At 42.7% G+C, this 17,353-nt stretch carries 16 protein-coding genes; 4 read left to right on the top strand and 12 right to left on the bottom strand.

Going from position 1 to position 17,353, the window contains the following annotated elements:
• Positions 1–378: 378 nt before the first annotated feature.
• The 10 genes from E4T79_RS04915 to E4T79_RS04870 all read right to left on the bottom strand — a co-directional run bounded on the left by E4T79_RS04915 (position 379) and on the right by E4T79_RS04870 (position 10,952).
• Positions 379–1,326: a helix-turn-helix domain-containing protein gene (locus E4T79_RS04915; protein ID WP_135028288.1), complete on the bottom strand. Its 948-nt coding sequence runs from the start codon at positions 1,324–1,326 to the stop codon at positions 379–381.
• An 8-nt stretch (positions 1,327–1,334) separates the two neighbouring features.
• Positions 1,335–1,715 (bottom strand): Mini-ribonuclease 3, encoded by a 381-nt coding sequence (locus E4T79_RS04910; RefSeq protein ID WP_135028286.1) that lies wholly within the window; start codon positions 1,713–1,715, stop codon positions 1,335–1,337.
• Positions 1,708–3,051: a cysteine--tRNA ligase gene (gene cysS / locus E4T79_RS04905; RefSeq protein WP_135028283.1), complete on the bottom strand. Its 1,344-nt coding sequence runs from the start codon at positions 3,049–3,051 to the stop codon at positions 1,708–1,710. Before cysS ends, E4T79_RS04910 begins: the two co-directional genes overlap by 8 nt.
• A gap of 283 nt (positions 3,052–3,334) precedes the next feature.
• Entirely contained in the window at positions 3,335–3,919 is a 585-nt protein-coding gene (gene cysE / locus E4T79_RS04900; protein ID WP_135028281.1) for a serine O-acetyltransferase, read from the bottom strand.
• A gap of 220 nt (positions 3,920–4,139) precedes the next feature.
• Positions 4,140–6,350, bottom strand: coding sequence for a polyribonucleotide nucleotidyltransferase (gene pnp, locus E4T79_RS04895; protein ID WP_135028279.1), 2,211 nt, complete (start codon positions 6,348–6,350; stop codon positions 4,140–4,142).
• 302 nt (positions 6,351–6,652) lie between these two features.
• Positions 6,653–6,922 (bottom strand): 30S ribosomal protein S15, encoded by a 270-nt coding sequence (gene rpsO, locus E4T79_RS04890; RefSeq protein WP_067086848.1) that lies wholly within the window; start codon positions 6,920–6,922, stop codon positions 6,653–6,655.
• A 121-nt stretch (positions 6,923–7,043) separates the two neighbouring features.
• A complete protein-coding gene (locus tag E4T79_RS04885) occupies positions 7,044–8,318 on the bottom strand; it encodes a solute carrier family 23 protein (protein WP_135028277.1) in 1,275 nt (424 codons plus the stop codon).
• A 523-nt stretch (positions 8,319–8,841) separates the two neighbouring features.
• Positions 8,842–9,312, bottom strand: a complete 471-nt coding sequence (locus E4T79_RS04880; protein WP_135028275.1) for a DUF6773 family protein — start codon at positions 9,310–9,312, stop codon at positions 8,842–8,844.
• A complete protein-coding gene (locus E4T79_RS04875; RefSeq protein ID WP_135028273.1) occupies positions 9,302–9,511 on the bottom strand; it encodes a helix-turn-helix transcriptional regulator in 210 nt (69 codons plus the stop codon). The genes E4T79_RS04880 and E4T79_RS04875 overlap by 11 nt, the downstream gene beginning before the upstream one ends.
• Before the next feature lie 712 nt (positions 9,512–10,223).
• A complete protein-coding gene (locus E4T79_RS04870) occupies positions 10,224–10,952 on the bottom strand; it encodes a pseudouridine synthase (protein ID WP_135028271.1) in 729 nt (242 codons plus the stop codon).
• A gap of 464 nt (positions 10,953–11,416) precedes the next feature.
• Between E4T79_RS04870 and def the strand changes: the two genes are divergently transcribed.
• Complete coding sequence (gene def, locus E4T79_RS04865) at positions 11,417–12,010, top strand: peptide deformylase (RefSeq protein WP_135028269.1); 594 nt, start codon at positions 11,417–11,419, stop codon at positions 12,008–12,010.
• A 315-nt stretch (positions 12,011–12,325) separates the two neighbouring features.
• On the opposite strand, the gene E4T79_RS04860 is transcribed toward def, so the two are convergent.
• Both E4T79_RS04860 and E4T79_RS04855 read right to left on the bottom strand, forming a co-directional pair.
• Entirely contained in the window at positions 12,326–12,556 is a 231-nt protein-coding gene (locus E4T79_RS04860) for a GlsB/YeaQ/YmgE family stress response membrane protein (protein WP_135028267.1), read from the bottom strand.
• 105 nt (positions 12,557–12,661) lie between these two features.
• The gene (locus tag E4T79_RS04855; protein ID WP_135028265.1) at positions 12,662–13,903 is read right to left on the bottom strand and encodes an aminopeptidase; all 1,242 of its coding nucleotides are present in this window, start codon (positions 13,901–13,903) and stop codon (positions 12,662–12,664) included.
• Between the two features lie 326 nt (positions 13,904–14,229).
• Here E4T79_RS04855 and E4T79_RS04850 point away from each other — a divergent pair, with 326 nt between their 5' ends.
• From E4T79_RS04850 to E4T79_RS04840, 3 genes are read left to right on the top strand one after another with little or no spacing between them, the layout of a single operon-like run.
• Positions 14,230–14,682, top strand: coding sequence for a MarR family transcriptional regulator (locus E4T79_RS04850; protein WP_135028263.1), 453 nt, complete (start codon positions 14,230–14,232; stop codon positions 14,680–14,682).
• Positions 14,675–15,391 (top strand): ABC transporter ATP-binding protein, encoded by a 717-nt coding sequence (locus E4T79_RS04845; protein ID WP_135028261.1) that lies wholly within the window; start codon positions 14,675–14,677, stop codon positions 15,389–15,391. The genes E4T79_RS04850 and E4T79_RS04845 overlap by 8 nt, the downstream gene beginning before the upstream one ends.
• A gap of 9 nt (positions 15,392–15,400) precedes the next feature.
• Positions 15,401–16,915 (top strand): ABC transporter permease/substrate-binding protein, encoded by a 1,515-nt coding sequence (locus E4T79_RS04840; RefSeq protein ID WP_135028259.1) that lies wholly within the window; start codon positions 15,401–15,403, stop codon positions 16,913–16,915.
• Positions 16,916–17,353 lie beyond the last annotated feature (438 nt).

Genomic DNA, 17,353 nt, shown 5'->3' with positions numbered 1-17,353 from the left:
ATCTTTTTCGCACAGAGTTTAGGGCGTGTTCAATTACACCAAGATACAAAGCCCGTTAAAAACTCAAAGCGAAAATAGGCGGCCGAACAGAAGCGGAACGCTTCGTTGTGAGACCCCTGCGAAGATAGCTAGGCTCGTCACCAATGAAATGCAGGGAGGAGCCAGCTAGCTACCGCTAAACAATCGAAGCAGGTTGTCTAGCAACCAATGAGATTTATCTTTTTCGCACAGAGTTTAGGGCGTGTTCAATTAAACCAAGATACCAGGGCGGTTAGTATTCTTTGGATTTTCGCAGAGTATCATCTCGTTTTCAAGTTCGGATAACAATGCGCACTCACTTGACAGAGCTCGCTCACTTTCAGGCTCGGATAGTGACACCTAACTATTGCTATCTTCCAATACAACCTGGTAACAGACTGCCAGATCCGTCAGATTGCGGAGTTGGAGGCCACTGATATCTAGCCATTTTTCGAGGCGATATTGAAGTGTATTGCGATGAACATAAAGGCGTTGCGCAGCCTTGGTCACTACGGCAGCCTCCTCCCATAAAACGAGAATGCTATCTGCCAACTGGTCTTGCTGGCTAATCATCTGGGCTAGTTGGTTGCGCAAAGGACGAAGCGAGATTTCCTGCCCCTGCCCCCATAAAAAGACCTGACCAAAGGAAATAACCCGAGAGGATTGAAAACGTTGCTGCCAGGCGATAAAGAGCTCATGTTCTGCCCGAAACAGCTTTGCCCAATCCCCATCTGTTACGTGCGACCACATTTGCCCAACTAGAATCGTCAATTTTAAGCCAAAGTCAAATTCCATGGCAGACAAGGTATCGGCTAACACCTCTTGAATCGGGATAAAGGTATTTTGAACTAATACAAAAACTATATCATGGGCGGTTAGCTGAAAATCAGCTACACGATTGGGCAACAAGGAGCGCATGACCTCAAGCCAAGCTTGTAACTCCTCTTTTTCCTCAAGTGCCGATACAGAATGATGAACATGAATCCATTGCATGGGACTAAGCTGCTGGGGCATAGGACCAATTCCCTTAACCAAAAATTGGTACCAAGGATGGCTAATATAGACTTCTTCATCGTCCGAAAAAACAGATAATAAATAGCGTTCCCGATTGGTCAAGTGGTCTTGACTAATCTGCAACCATTGACCATTTGATAAAGGAAAGGCAAGTAGGTTAGACTGACTACTAGGTGTATCGACAATGATACCAGCTGGAAAAAACGCCACTGCCTCTTGGCTGTCTAACAAATGGGCGATTTTCTTTGTTCTTCTCACGTTACGCTTGTTTGAAAAAAACTGCTCAGCTTGCATAGGACCTCCTATCCATGTTCGATACACCAATTAATCACTTCCTCAAGACGCTCGATTTGCTCCGTCATGTGCAGATACCCTAGAACCGCCTCAAATCCTGTCGACATACGATACGTTACAATATCCGCATTTTTTGCCTTGGTATGGCTATTGGTATTGCGTCCACGCTTATAAATGTCTACTTCTTTTTCTGTCAAAAAATCCGTGTCTAGCATTTTAGAAATCAGACTAGCTTGAGCCTTAGCGGACACATAGTGATTGGCCTTGCGGTGTAATTGATTGGGCTTGGTCAATCCCTTAAAAATCAAATGCCTACGAATATACATAGAATAAACGGCATCCCCCTCAAACGCTAGCGCAATCCCATTGATGAGTGTTACATCAATCACGCGTCCACCTCACTCCATCTTTGGTATCAAGGAGTTTGATTCCCTGTGCTGCTAACTGATCGCGAATACTGTCTGCGGTCGCAAAATCTCTAGCTGCTCGTGCTATTTGCCGTTGCTCAATCAAGGCCTCAATCTCGCTATCTAGCACCTCTTCTTCAAACACAATTCCAAAAACGGCTAAAATCTTCTCAAGCGCGACTTTGACATCAAGGTTGTAATTGCCTGAGTTAATCCACTTAGCCAATTCAAAAACCACTGTAATCCCATTTGCAGTATTGAAATCTTCATCCATAGCCTGACAGAACTTGCTTTCAAAATCCGCTAAACGACCTAAATCCACATCCTCTGTAAAGTGCTGCTCGTAGGTATGTTTCAAATACTTGAGATTGACTGCTGCATCTGCCACCCCTTTTTCAGTAAAGTTAATCGGTTTTCTGTAATGCTGGGTCGCAAAGAAGAAACGCAAGACCTGCCCGTCTACTGTTTCAAGGGCATCGTGAACAGTTATGAAATTCCCCAAGGACTTCGACATCTTGACATTATCAATATTGACAAAACCATTGTGCATCCAGTAGTTGGCAAAAGTTTGACCTGTTTTTGCCTCTGACTGGGCAATTTCATTGGTATGGTGAGGGAATTCTAAATCCGCACCACCTCCATGAATATCAATGGTATTACCTAAGATTTCTGTCGCCATGACAGAACACTCAATATGCCAACCCGGACGTCCCGGTCCCCAAGGACTTGGCCAGAAAATTTCACCTGCTTTAGCTGATTTCCAAAGGGCAAAATCAATAGGATTTTCCTTGCGCTCCACCTCCTCATCTGTCCGACCGCTAGCTCCTAAAACCAGGTCTTCCAAGGTCTTGTTGGCCAAGGTCGCATAGTTCTCTGATTTCTCTACTCGGAAATAGACATCCCCTGCTACTTCATAGGCATAGTCTTTTGCAAGCAATTCTTCAATAAAGGCTACAATTTCGTCCATAAAGTGCATGACCCGAGGGTGCTTGGTTGCAGGTTTGACACCTAGTTGCGCTACATCTGTCATAAAGGCTGCGATGTACTTTTCAGCAATGACTTGCGGAGAAACGCCCTCTTCCTTGGCGCGGTTGATAATCTTATCATCCACATCTGTGAAGTTTGAAATATAGGTCACCTCAAATCCACGGTACTCAAAATAGCGCCGAATGGTATCAAAAGCCACAGTTGAACGTGCATTTCCGACATGGATATAATTATAGACAGTCGGTCCACAGACATACATCTTAACCTTTCCAGCTTCCAAAGGGACAAACTCGCGAAGGCTCCGCGTCATGGTATCGTAAATCGTAATCATACTAATGGTAGAATGTGAACAAGCATACGCTTATCACACCCTTTCCTTTCTAATGGAATTCATCTCGAGAACAAGGCAAAAATCGTGATTTCAAAGAAATTGATGTTACAGCTCCACTCCCGCAAGGTTGAAGAAAGTTGTAGGAGGTTTCTATATCAACGTTTTACAAGTTCAACAATTCTCACTTTTGAATGGCTAAGCTCGTTGACAACCTACTTTTCCTCATTTTTGATTTCTCAGATTGAGCCAGCATAATCCACCCACTAGCTCATGTTACTCATAGCTACAACTTGGCAGAATAATAACTTGCTTCCCTTGCCTCTTGTAAAGGACGAATGACCTGTTCATCTTTTATTCCATGAATGCGGACGATTTTAGCAGGCATGCCAACAACCGTCACATCTGCTGGCACATCGGATAGGACAACAGCGGCTGCCCCAACCTTAGCATTTTCACCAATTTCAACCGGACCAATCACTTGGGAATGGGCAGAAATAAGCGCTCCTTTTCGAACGGTCGGATGCCGTTTGCCGCAATCTTTTCCCGTTCCACCAAGGGTCACCCCATGGTAAAGCATGACACCTGACTCAATCTCAGCTGTTTCCCCAATCACCAATCCTGCTCCATGGTCAATAAAGACACCACTTGCAATCTTAGCACCTGGATGAATTTCAATCTGGGTCCAAAAACGCCAAAATTGACTGTGCATGCGAGCTAGCAATTTAAAGCCATGTTGCCATAAAAAATGAGACAATCTGTGAGCAGCCAAGGCTTTCACCCCTGGATAGGCCAAAATAACCTCCAACGTTGAGCGTGCCGCGGGATCTTTTTCCTTTACAATCTCAATGGTCTCTTTCCACCAACCCATTTCTTCTCCTTTATTGTGGATAAGGCTGGGCAATGAGTGCTCAGCCTAACAATGTATAGTCATTTCCGTTCATCTTTTATTACTTTGTTAACGCGCTTTGCCGTACTCCAGTACAGCCTACAGCTCCTTGCCTAGTACTCTAAAAGACTATATCTGTCGCAGTAGAAATAAGGAAATGAGGATAATCGAGACCCTGTCTATCAATTTCTGCCTCACGTTCTTATTTTTCAACCTTGTGAAACTTAAATTCACCAAAGTTTTCGGTGCCTTTCTTTTCTTTCGAGTGAGCTGGTTGATGTGATTTTTCTCTTGGTTCACCTTGCTCTACTTTTTCAGGACGAGGCAAAAGAACTTTCATAGAGGCATCCACACGACCTTTTTCGTCAATTTTGATAACTTTGACATCAACCTCATCACCGATTTGTACTAAATCTTCTACTCGATTAACGCGAGTCCAAGCCATTTCAGACACATGGACAAGGGCATCTGTCTTATCAAAAAGATTGACAAAGGCACCAAATTTCTCAATGCGGACAACTTTCGCACGATAGACTTCATCAACCTTTGCTTCTCGTACTAGACCTGCAATGATTTCTTTAGCATGGTTAATCGCCTCACGATCGCTTGAGTAAATAGCCACGTTGCCTTCTTCGTCAATATCAATCTTGACACCTGTTTCTGCGATAATCTTATCGATGGTTTCACCACCCTTACCGATGACAATCTTAATCTTATCAACATCAATCTTGATAGTGTCAATCTTCGGTGCAGTCGGTGCCAAATCTGGACGAACAGCTGGAATCGCTTCTTCAATCACATCCAAGATTTCAAAGCGGGCTTTCTTAGCTTGAGCAAGCGCTTCTTGCAGGATTTCTGCCGTAATTCCCTCAATCTTGATATCCATTTGAAGGGCTGTAATGCCGTCACGCGTTCCTGCCACCTTGAAGTCCATATCACCAAAATGGTCTTCAAGCCCTTGTATATCGGTCAAAACAGTGTAATTCGTCCCGTCCGAAATCAAGCCCATAGCAATTCCTGCTACTGGTGCCTTAATTGGCACACCGCCAGCCATAAGGGCAAGGGTGCCCGCACAGATGGAAGCCTGTGAAGAAGAGCCATTTGACTCAAGCACTTCTGCAACCAAGCGAATCGCATATGGGAACTCTTCAATACTTGGCAATACTTGAAGAAGAGCGCGTTCGCCAAGGGCACCGTGACCAATTTCACGACGACCCGGAGCACCGTAGCGCCCTGTTTCTCCTACTGAATATTGAGGGAAATTATAATGGTGCAAGAAGCGTTTTTTGTATTCAGGATCCAATCCATCGACAATTTGCGTCTCACCCATTGGCGCCAAGGTCAAGACAGACAAGGCCTGAGTTTGTCCACGAGTAAAGAGACCTGAACCATGCACACGCGGTAAAAAATCTACAGCAGCTTCTAGCGCGCGAATTTCATCCACACGGCGACCGTCAGGACGAATCTTATCTTCAGTAATTAAACGGCGCACTTCTGCGTGCTCCATTTGCTCCAAAATCTCTGCCACATCGCGCATGATACGCTCAAACTCTTCATGGTCTGCATATTTTTCTTCATAGGTAGCCGTTACCCGTTCTTTGACAGCATTGGTTGCAGCTTCACGTGCTAATTTTTCTTCCACCTGAACCGCTTTTTGCAAGTCACTGTTATAAGTTGCAATGATTTCAGCCTGTAAGTCTTCATCCACATGTAGTAATTCAACTTCTGCTTTCTCCTTACCGACTTGTGCCACAATTTCTTCTTGAAAGGCAATCAATTCCTTAACAGCTTCGTGACCTTTGAGTAGAGCTTCAAGCATGATTTCTTCTGACAATTCTTTTGCCCCAGACTCTACCATGTTAATCGCATCTTTAGTTCCTGCCACTGTCAATTCAAGCAAGGATTGCTCAGCCTGTTCTTTCGTTGGATTGATAATCAATTCACCATCTACGTAGCCCACTTGAACACCAGCGATCGGACCGTTGAATGGAATATCTGAGATAGATAGAGCAAGCGAGCTACCAAACATGGCTGCCATCGGTGCGCTTGCGTTTTCATCGTAGGACAAAACAGTGTTAATGACTTGTACTTCATTGCGGAAACCCTCTGCAAACATCGGACGAATCGGACGATCAATCAAACGGGCTGTCAAGGTTGCATCGGTCGACGGACGACCCTCACGCTTGTTAAAGCCACCCGGGAATTTCCCAGCCGCATACATCTTTTCTTCATAGTTAACCTGAAGAGGGAAAAAATCTCCTGTCGCCATTTTTTTGGACATGACGGCTGCAGTCAGAACCGTACTTTCTCCATAGCGGACAACAACGCTTCCGTTTGCTTGCTTTGCAATCTGACCAACCTCGACTACCAGAGGACGATTCGCAAAAGTCATTTCAAATGTTTGTTTTACCATTTACATCTCCTAAATTTAGATAAAATATTCTCCAGAACGTCAAAAGTAGACAAACAAAGCCAGTTCTTTTCAGTTCAAAGAGGATGACGTGTTTTCTACAAAGGTCAATCTAGGAAGCATCTTAGACTCAACTTTGCACAAAACCACGTATCTTGTTTATTTTATCATATTTTAGCTGAAAAACAACCGGAGGAAAAACGAATTTGAAAAGAAAAACTGAAACCAGTCGCATAATTCCAGGAAAGCACCTAAAATTAAAAAAAGAGGAACAAAAAGTTCCTCCTTTTCCGGTTTTCGCCAGATTAACGACGAAGTCCTAATGAATGGATCAATTCGCGGTAACGGTTAACATCTGTCTTACGCAAGTAAGCCAACAAGTTACGACGACGACCGATTTTTTTCATCAACCCACGGTATGTTGCGTGGTCTTTTTTGTGTTGTTTGATGTGGTCATTCAAATGATTAATTTCCCAAGTAAGCACTGCTACTTGTACTTCAACTGAACCCGTATCACCTTCATGACGAGCATATTGTGCCATGATTTCATTTTTTTTCTCTTTTGAGATTGCCATGAGTATTTCTCCTTTGTATTTAAGCCAAATCCGAGTAACAGGTTGGCAACCTGTGACCAAGAAAGGCTAATTCTTGTCCTTAGGACTCCATTATTCTATCAATCTTTTCTCTCTTTGTCAACTATTTCTGCGCTTCACCTGGCAACACTAAATTCAGAATAATTCCCACAATCGCACTGAGGGCAGTTCCTGAAAGCGTGATTGTGCCAATATTCAAGACAGCACCGCCAAGCCCCAAAACTAACATAGAACTTGCAATGATAAGGTTACGAACTTGTCCAAAATCCACACGGCTTTCAATCAACACTTTCAAACCATTGCTTGCAATAACACCGTAAAGCAAAATGGACATTCCACCTAGGACAGCACTTGGAATAGTCGAGATAAGCGCTGTAAACTTCCCAAGAACGCTAAACGCAATCGCAATAAAAGCTGCATTTCGGATAACCGATACCGAAGCAATGCGGGTCATCCCGATAACCCCTGTATTTTCTCCGTAGGTTGTATTGGCAGGACCGCCGATGAAGGCAGATACTGCAGTTGCTACCCCGTCCCCAATCAAGGTACGATTCAAGCCTGGATTTTTTAAGAATGGACGACCGCAAATCTGACTCAAGACAGTATGATCACCGATATGCTCTGCTACCGTTACAACTGCAATCGGTAAAATTGCAAGCATTTCAGGTCCAAAATAGATGGTGTATTGTTCAAAAACACCTGACTTAAATGGCAAGTAAAAGCGTGGCAATTCAAGCCAAGGAGCCTCTATAACTGGCGCAAAGTCAACCAAGCCAAGCGCTAAAGCAACCATGTAACCTCCGATAATAGCAATCAGAAATGGCACAATTCTCACGAAGCCTTTTCCTGTTGTATTGACAAAGGCTGCAATCAAAAATGTAGCAATAGCCGCAACCACATTGCGCCAGTCACCGTCTGTAACAAATCCAGCATTGGTTACAGCTGAATGAGCTAAACCAAGCCCGATAACAATAATCATTGGACCTATGACAATCGGTGGCAACAGGGTATCAATCCACTTGGTGCCAATCACCTTAACCAAGCCCGCAATCAAAACATAGATTAAACCAACAAAGAGCACCCCAGTTTGGGCAGCAGATACATCTCCATTCATTTCTTTTATAGCCAGTGCCATGGCAGAAATGTAAGCAAATGAAGACCCTAGATAAACAGGCACCTTGAACTGAGTCGCAACTTGGTAAATTAAGGTTCCCACACCTGAAGCAAAGAGAGCAACAGATACGGGCATTCCCAGAAGTAAAGGCACCAAGATAGTAGCACCAAACATGGCAAATACGTGCTGGAAACTCAGCAAAATACCTTGCCAAAATGACGGCTTTTCATCGACATCAAGCAGCAAATGAACTGATTCTTTCATAGTCCTCCTTTTGGGCACACAAAAAGGCCCGCGTAACTTTTATTAGTCATAGGCCTTTGTTATACACTTCTAGTAATAATCTGTAGTTGTCTTTCTCACCTCACGGGATGAGTTTAAAAACCTATGCTTGTACTAGTCTATCACAAAATGTTTTATTTGGCTAGTTCTTTTATTCAACGATCAAGGACATACATACGAAAGTTTTTTAGAGTAAGTCCTACGTTTTTGAATTCCAACATTCCTTATACTCGTCAAAAATCAAAATCTGACGTCGTTAACTCATCTTGCTGAACTTCAGTTCTACCTACGATTTCATTGCCTAGTCAAATTTTGATTTTTATAGAGTATTCATTTCTAAAAAGCAGGAATAGTAAATCTGGTTTTTCCATAGAATACTTCTTCCAAACCATTTAGGTCATAAATAAGGGTTCGGAAATCTTAGATACTTGGCAATGTCGTACCATTATTACGACTCTCCAAAAATCTATAAAAATGTGTGACTGCTATTTTGAAAACATCTTCCCTACTCGTCTTTTTCTATCTGTACTAGCAATCTGTTCTGGTTGTAGTGATTAAGAAAATATAAACTGCTATAGATTATAGAAAATAACAAACTAGAAGAGATAAAAAATATCACAACAACTGCCAAAAAATGTCTATCTAGCAAGCCCTGATAGTGACTACCATAGGTCAAATAGTTATTCCAGCTACCAATCACTGTCACAAGGAGAGTACCTACAATCCCTGACAGCCAATTATTGATTCCACGACTAAGATCCAGCCCTTTCATCATATAGCGAATGATTATATACAGTAAAGCTAGTATGCCTGTGATAATCTCAAAACTATAACTCTCAAAAGTTTGGTGTAAAATCCCTGACTTCACCAAAGCTGATACTGGTAGTAAAATAAGCAGAAACATTCCAATCTCAGCCATAATCCGATTTTCAAGGTCAATCACACGTTCATCTACAACTATTTTCTTAACTTTCATCTAAAGGTGCCTCCCAAAATAATTGATCTAATGTTTTCCCCAAGCGATGACAAATTGCTAAACAAAGGCTGATACTAGGGTTGTATTTACCAGCCTCAATCAAGCCAATGGTCTGCCGTGTCACACCAATTTCGTCTGCTAACTGACCTTGGGTCAAATCATGTTCTACACGCGCCATTTTTAACCGAAGATTTTTCATATTCCCCCTTTCCCCCCTTTTCGTTGTTATACATTATATTATACACTATATTTTGAAAAAAGCAATATATATTTTGCATTTTGTCTATAAAATATTCTTCATTACATTTTCTGATGTCCTCACATCTTCGTTGAACTCAAACTAGAAGCTCGGAAAATAGGGACGAAGCCGTTGTAAATTTATTTACTTACGGATACGGCTCCCTTTAGGGGGACGAAGCCGTTGTAAATTTATTTACTTACGGATACGGCTCCCTTTAGGGGGACCAAGCCGTTGTAAATTTATTTACTTACGGATACGGCTCCCTTTAGGGGGACCAAGCCGTTGTAAATTTATTTACTTACGGATACGGCTCCCTTTAGGGGGACCAAGCCGTTGTAAATTTATTTACTTACGGATACGGCTCCCTTTAGGGGGACCAAGCCGTTGTAAATTTATTTACTTACGGATACGGCTCCCTTTAGGGGGACCAAGCCGTTGTAAATTTATTTACTTACGGATATGGCTCCCTTTAGGGGGACCAAGCCGTTGTAAAATGTGTTTACTCCAAAGGTATACTATACCCTTTGGAGGCAGGAAATAGATGTTTTTTGCTTCGCTTTTTTTACGCCCTTATATCTTGTAACTGAATGCGGGCTAAAACTCTCTGACAAAAAGAACAATCTCATCGGTTGCAAGCCAACCTGCTTCGCTTTTTTTACGCCCTTGTATCTTAGAGTTCTACACCAAATGTAGCTAATTCATTCAATTCATGTGAATGTAATCTGCGGTAAGCTCCTAAATCGAGTGTTTCATCTAGAACCAAGGGACCCATACTGATACGTTGTAAATCCGTCACCTGTTTACCACAGGCTGCCACCATGCGTTTGACTTGGTGGAATTTCCCCTCTACGATACGAATCTGTACACGTGAGGTCTGGGCTAGGTCATCTACTTCTACAATTTCCAAATCAGCCGGCTGGCAAGTAATATCTTTCAGTTCGATTCCTCTAGTAAAATAACGGACATCTTCTCCAGTCATGATCCCCGCTACCTCAGCCCGATAAACCTTATCGACATGTTTTTTAGGCGATAGCATTTCATGGGCCAAGGCTCCATTATTGGTCAAGAGCAGGAGCCCATGTGTGTCCATGTCTAACCTCCCAACAGGAAAAACTTCTTTTTGTCTCGCAGTATCATCCAACAAATCCAAAACTGTCCGATGTTTGCTATCTTCTGTCGCTGAAATCACCCCTTTGGGTTTATTTAAAAGATAGTAGACAAATTTCTCATAGGTCAGCACCTTTCCCTGATAGGCAATTTTGTCTTTCTTTTCATCAATATGAACCTTGGTGGATTTTTCCACTAATTGATTGACTGTCACTTTGCCTAATTTGAGAATTTTCTTGACTTCTGTCCGTGATCCTAAGCCACACTCGACCAAAAATTTATCCAAACGCATCTGATATCCTCCGATTGATTGTCCTAAAGATAGGTGGGAGAAAGTCTAGAAAGACTAGGCAATGATCCTGCACGACAAAGAGCGACATCCCTCCCAGGCTCCCACCATCCAGCCTCCTATCACCAACACCTAGTTTTCATTCAACAAGCGGTGGCGGGGAATTCCGCACTAAGGTTCGTAAACCAAGAAGAACTGTGTAAAATCGACACTTCTACCTGCTCCTAAACATTCTCCAACATAGACAGGACGAACGGAGACTGAAAAGTAGCGCATGCCATTTTTCTAGAGAGATGTTCACGGTCTTTTCTCCGTATCTTTCCTTACCTCAACAAATACTCACAATATGATCATTTGATTTTCATTCCTATCATCAGTATAGCAAATTCTCCCTCATCTTGCACCTCTCCTTTTCTTCTGCTTCTTTTCGTGCTATACTAGTCCTTAGAAATTAGAAGGAGAATTTTATGTCTGTAATTGAACGTTTAACAAAAGCCAGCCACTTGATTGATATGAACGATATTATTCGTGAAGGACATCCAACCCTACGCAAGGTCGCTGAAGAGGTGCAATTTCCACTATCTGATGAGGATATTATCTTGGGAGAAAAGATGCTCCAATTCCTCAGACATTCACAAGACCCTGTTATGGCGGAGAAAATGAAGCTTCGTGGGGGAGTAGGTCTTGCCGCACCACAAATTGACATTTCAAAACGCATCATCGCAGTCCTTGTGCCTAATCCAGAGGACCACGATAGCACTCTTCAAGAGGTCATGTACAACCCTAAAATCGTTTCTCACTCCATTCAAGAAGCGGCTATAGGGGGAGGAGAAGGCTGCTTGTCCGTCGACCGCGAAGTCCCTGGCTACGTCGTTCGTCATGCCCGCATAACAGTGGAGTATTTTGACAAGACAGGAGAAAAACACCGGATCAAACTCAAAAGCTTTAATGCTATTGTCGTCCAACACGAGATTGACCATATCAACGGCATCATGTTCTACGACCGCATCAACCCAGAACACCCATTTGCCATCAAAGAAGGCATGCTGATTCTTGACTAATCCCCACCGAAATCAATAATAGACCAGTTAAATATCGCTTGCAACGATGTAAGTCGCTGCAAGCGATATGTACTTACAGATTGGACTACCCTTAAGGGAGAAAACTATGTTTACTTACCATTCCTTATAAGACAAGGTAAGTGTTTCTACTTGAACCGATGATAGATATGCTCTTCTTTAGGTCGAGATTGCTGCAGCTTACAGGCTCGTGCAACAGTCTATAAGCTCAGAATGGCGAGTATGAGAACTGTTCATTTCACACCCTCAACGAAGATAAAAAAATCCCAGACTAATACCTCTAGTCTGGGATTTTTCTTAACTTCCCCGATCCCAAAAAATGGCTAGGAGAATGATTGCTCCTAAAACGGAGGGAACAATAGCTGTATCTGCAATTCGGGGTCCCCAATTACCAAAAAGAAGTTGGCCGACCCAGGCACCTGCAAGTCCCAATAATATCTTACCAATACAGCCCATTTTTTCACCACGATTGGTAATGGTTGCAGCAATAATAGCTACAAGCAAGCCGACGATTAAACTTCCAATCATATTTTCTAACCTCCTATTACTTCCTACAATCAAAATCTGACGAGGCACAAAACCGAAAGTAAACCTCTTTTTTTAGCAAGGTGAAAGGTTGATGTGTCACAAGCATTAAATCGCCCACTCACCATCACGGAAGATTGGTATAGCTGTTCCATCTTCACGAATACCGTCAATATTCATTTTATTTGATCCAATCATGAAGTCCACGTGAACATCTGAACGGTTAAGACCAGCTGCTTTCAACTCATCATTGGTCATATCAACACCACCTTCAATACTAAAGGCATAAGCTGAACCGATTGCTAAGTGGTTTGAAGCATTTTCATCAAAGAGAGTATTGAAGAACGTCACACCTGATTGAGAGATTGGACTTTGATCTGGCACGAGAGCAACCTCACCAAGACCGCGTGCTCCCGCATTGTCAAAGACCAATTTTTTCATAACCTCATCCCCTTTTTCGGCGGTAATATCGACAATTTCACCGTCTTTGAACGTTACTTTAATGCCCTCAATGATATTTCCATTATAGCTGAGTGGTTTCGTTGACGTTACATAACCGTCTGCTACACGGTAGTCAGGTGCCGTAAAGACTTCTTCTGTTGGCATATTGGCAATAAAGTGTTCTCCTTGAGCATTGATAGAACCTGCCGCTTCCCATAAGTGATCCTTAGGCATGCCAAGAACCAAGTCCGTACCTGGTGCGGTATAGTGAAGTTTGACAAATTGCTCCTTATTCAAAATAGCAGCTTTAGCAATGAGACGCTCTTCATGCTCTTTCCAAGCAGCCACGGGATCATCAGCATAGACACGGCACGTTTTAAAAATTTGATCCCAAAGTAAATCAACTGCTTCTTCATCACTTGCTGCATCTGGGAAAACCTTTTTGGCCCATTCTAGTCCTGCTGCTGCACCCAATGTCCAACTAATTTTATTGGCTTGCGTTGCTTGACGCATTGGGTTTAGAGCAATACTTGTTGCGCGTGTAGCACGAGAAAGTTTTTCTGGGTCAATGCCATCCAAGGCACCTGGATCATCAGATAGAACTACCAAACGGCTAGCTTTATGGTCCAAGATATAGTTCATTTCTGCAATCCGTTGCTCAGAAATGGTTTCCAGACGCTCAATCGGTACATTCAGGTAACGCTCGCGCAAAATCACATCATCTTGCCAGTTCACAAGCACTTCTACTGCCCCTCTTGCATAAGCTTCTTTAACGATTAAGCGAGCCAATTCAGCCTGATCAACACTGATAGTCAAGGAAACCGTATGACCAGCTTGCACATTGATTCCTGTTGAGACGAGTAACTTTGCATATTTTGCTAAGTTTTCTTTAAAGTTTGGTAATACCATGATTCACTCCTTTATTTATTCAATTCCTTTTTATTGTACCATAATTTTGTCATAGGAATACATTTTCTGCTGTAGTGTTTGAATTAGTCCATATTTTTGACTATTTGCAGAGAATGTGCTATACTAATAGTCAAATTTTTTGACTATCTAAATGGATGTATACTCTATAAACAGCAACATCTAACTGGCTTACATACTTCTCAATTTTGAAAGCTTGGAGATAAGGACAGCCAAACTAGTCTTCCGCACATAGAAGTTCGACAAGGTAAGCAAAGGACGCAAGAAGTTGATGTTTGATAAATATTAGTAAAGGCGGTCACTTCAGGATGATACAGATAAAACAGCAAGCCAAGACTTTTGCCCGTTTGAAATATGAGCAGGATTTTCTTTATGATCAATATGCAAAAAAGTTTGGCCTGCAACGATCATCATTTTTCATTCTTGTCTGGCTATACTACGCTCAGAGCCCCCTATCTCAAGCCTGCCTAAGCCATAAGCTGGGAAGTAGCAAGCAGGTCATCAATACTACTATAAAGGTATTTGAACGGGCAAAATTGGTTTCCTTTGTGCAAAATGAACGCGATAAACGTCAGAAATTTATCCACCTAACAAGTAAAGGCAAGAGCTATGCTGCCTCCATTTTAGAACCGCTAGAAGAGGCTGAAAATCGTGCCCTGTCACAGATGAGCAGGGAGGAACGAGAGAAACTTCTGCAACTCTATTCTTCTTTTAATGAAGCCCTACAACAACAATTAGAAAGTCAGGTGCCCTATGATTGAATTCAAGCAGGTTAGTAAACACTTCAACGACAAATACGTGCTAAAAGATCAAGCCTTTACCATTCAAGACGGTGAATTTCTGGTTCTGGTTGGTGCGAGCGGTAGTGGAAAAACGACTACACTCAAAATGATCAACCGCTTGATTGAACCAGATGAAGGAGATATCTATCTGGATGGCAAGTGCCTCAAAGACTATGAACTGCGAGAACTGCGCCTATCAATCGGCTATGTCCTCCAGCAAATCGCCCTTTTTCCCAATCTCAGCGTTGCAGAAAATATCGCCCTCATTCCTGAGATGAAAAAATGGTCCAAAAAAGACACTGAAACCCGCACCAAAGAACTACTCGAATTGGTCGGACTTCCTGCTGCCCAATATCTCCACCGTATGCCGAGCGAACTTTCTGGTGGAGAACAGCAGCGAATTGGGATTTTACGCGCCATTATCGCCCGTCCCAAGGTCCTGTTATTAGACGAACCCTTTAGCGCCCTAGACCCGATTTCTCGCGAGCAATTACAAGACTTAGTCAAAGAAATCCAAAAAGAATTTGAGATGACCATGATATTTGTGACCCATGATATGGCAGAAGCCATGAAGCTGGGCGACCGCATTGCCATTATGGATCAAGGGAAAATCCTACAGCTGGATACTCCTGAGCGTATCCAAGAAGCCCCTGCGACCCAATTTGTCGCTGATTTCTTTCAAGTATAGGAGCCTGCTATGAACGATTTGATTCAAACCTTTTTAGACCGTAAAGAAGACTGGCTCTTGGCCCTTGGAGAGCATTTGCAAATCTCCTTTATGGCACTGGCTTGTGCAATTTTACTTGCCATTCCCTTAGCTATTTTAGTTTCTAAACATGAACGCTTAGCGAATCTCTTGCTACAATTTACAGGTATCCTCCAGACAATTCCCTCACTAGCTATTTTAGGATTGCTCATTCCAATTTTCGGAATTGGCAAAATTCCTGCTATTTTGACCTTGATTGTCTATGCCATTTTCCCGATTCTACAAAATACGGTCACTGGATTGCAGGAAATCGATCCCTCCTTACAGGAAGCTGCAACCGCCTTTGGGATGAACCGCTGGGAAACACTGACAAAATTTGAGATTGCCCTTGCAGCACCTGTCATTCTCTCAGGTATTCGGACAGCAACCGTTCTCGTTATTGGAACGGCAACACTAGCTGCTCTGATTGGGGCAGGGGGACTGGGTTCTTTCATTCTCCTAGGAATTGACCGTAATAACAGCTCTCTCATTCTAATCGGGGCAATGAGTTCTGCTATTTTAGCTCTCCTCTTTCATTATTTGATTGGCTTGGTTGACAAACGCAGTCTTAAAACCATGTTCGTTTCCTTTGTCGCTCTCTTTTGCATCAGCTCGATTTCGCTTTTTCCTATGTCCATGATGATGCAAAATAAGATTGTTATCGCTGGAAAATTAGGATCTGAGCCTGAGATTTTAATCCATATCTATAAGGAATTGATTGAAGATCAGACGGATATTGCGGTAGAATTAAAACCAAACTTTGGTAAAACCACCTTTGTCTATGAGGCCTTAAAGGCTGGTCAAATCGATCTTTATCCCGAATTTACGGGAACAGTCCTCTCAACCCTCTTGGAACAGCCACCGAGCACCTCAACTGACCCAAACGAAGTTTATCAAGCAGCCCGCAAAGGGATCTTGGCTCAAGACAAGCTCATCTACCTTAAGCCCATGCTCTACCAAAATACCTATGCTCTTGCGGTCAAGGAGGACTATGCCAAGGAGCATAGTTTAGAAACCATTTCCGATCTAGCAAAAGTTCAAGCAAATGCTATCGCTGGATTTAGCTTGGAGTTTAACGATCGCGAGGACGGTGGGAAAGGCTTGAAAGACCGCTACAAACTCAATCTCCACGTCAAGACGCTAGAACCAGCCCTGCGCTACAAGGCGATTGCTAATGAGAACGCCCAAATCATCGATGCCTATTCGACCGATAGTGAACTACAAGAATATCACCTCAAAACACTCAAAGATGATCAACAGCTCTTCCCACCTTACCAGGGAGCACCTCTTCTACGGGAAGAAACGCTCAAAAAATACCCCCAGCTGGAGGAGGTTCTCAATCAGCTAGCGGGTAAAATCACCGAAAAAGACATGCAAGATATGAATTATCAGGTGAATGTTGAGGGGAAATCACCAGGCAAGGTCGCTAGAACCTATCTCACAGAGCATCAATTCATCTCAAACTAAGCGCTTGCTCCATGAAGATGATGCATAGGCTATAAAAAACCATTTTGGAAGACCAAAATGGTTTTTTATAGCCGTTTCGTTTATTTTTAGTACTAGGCAACGAGTCGCAGGTAGTTGAAATAGTTGATAACTATTTCAAGTGACAGATAAGAAAAGTGTAACTTTTCTCAATGGTACAGCAAGACGAATGAACGAAAGAATAAAAATATAAACTAAATGACTATATAATCTTTTAGTTTACTTTGATACTGGGCAGCGAGCTGCTGGCTGTACTAGAGTCCGGCAAAGGGAGTGAACGAGGGAATAAAAGATAAACGAAAGGACGATATACTAATGGATTGCCCCCCACTAGGTGAACACGGACGAAAGAATTGGAAAAGGGAAACACAAGCGGTCGAGCTTTAAGGAGGTACAGCTGAAACTACCCTCAGGTATAAG

Origin of the sequence: Streptococcus sp. LYSM12, from assembly GCF_004569635.1 — a bacterium.
GTDB lineage: Bacteria > Bacillota > Bacilli > Lactobacillales > Streptococcaceae > Streptococcus.
Note: the sequence above shows the minus strand (reverse complement) of the source record. Positions and strands in the feature narration are given on the sequence as shown.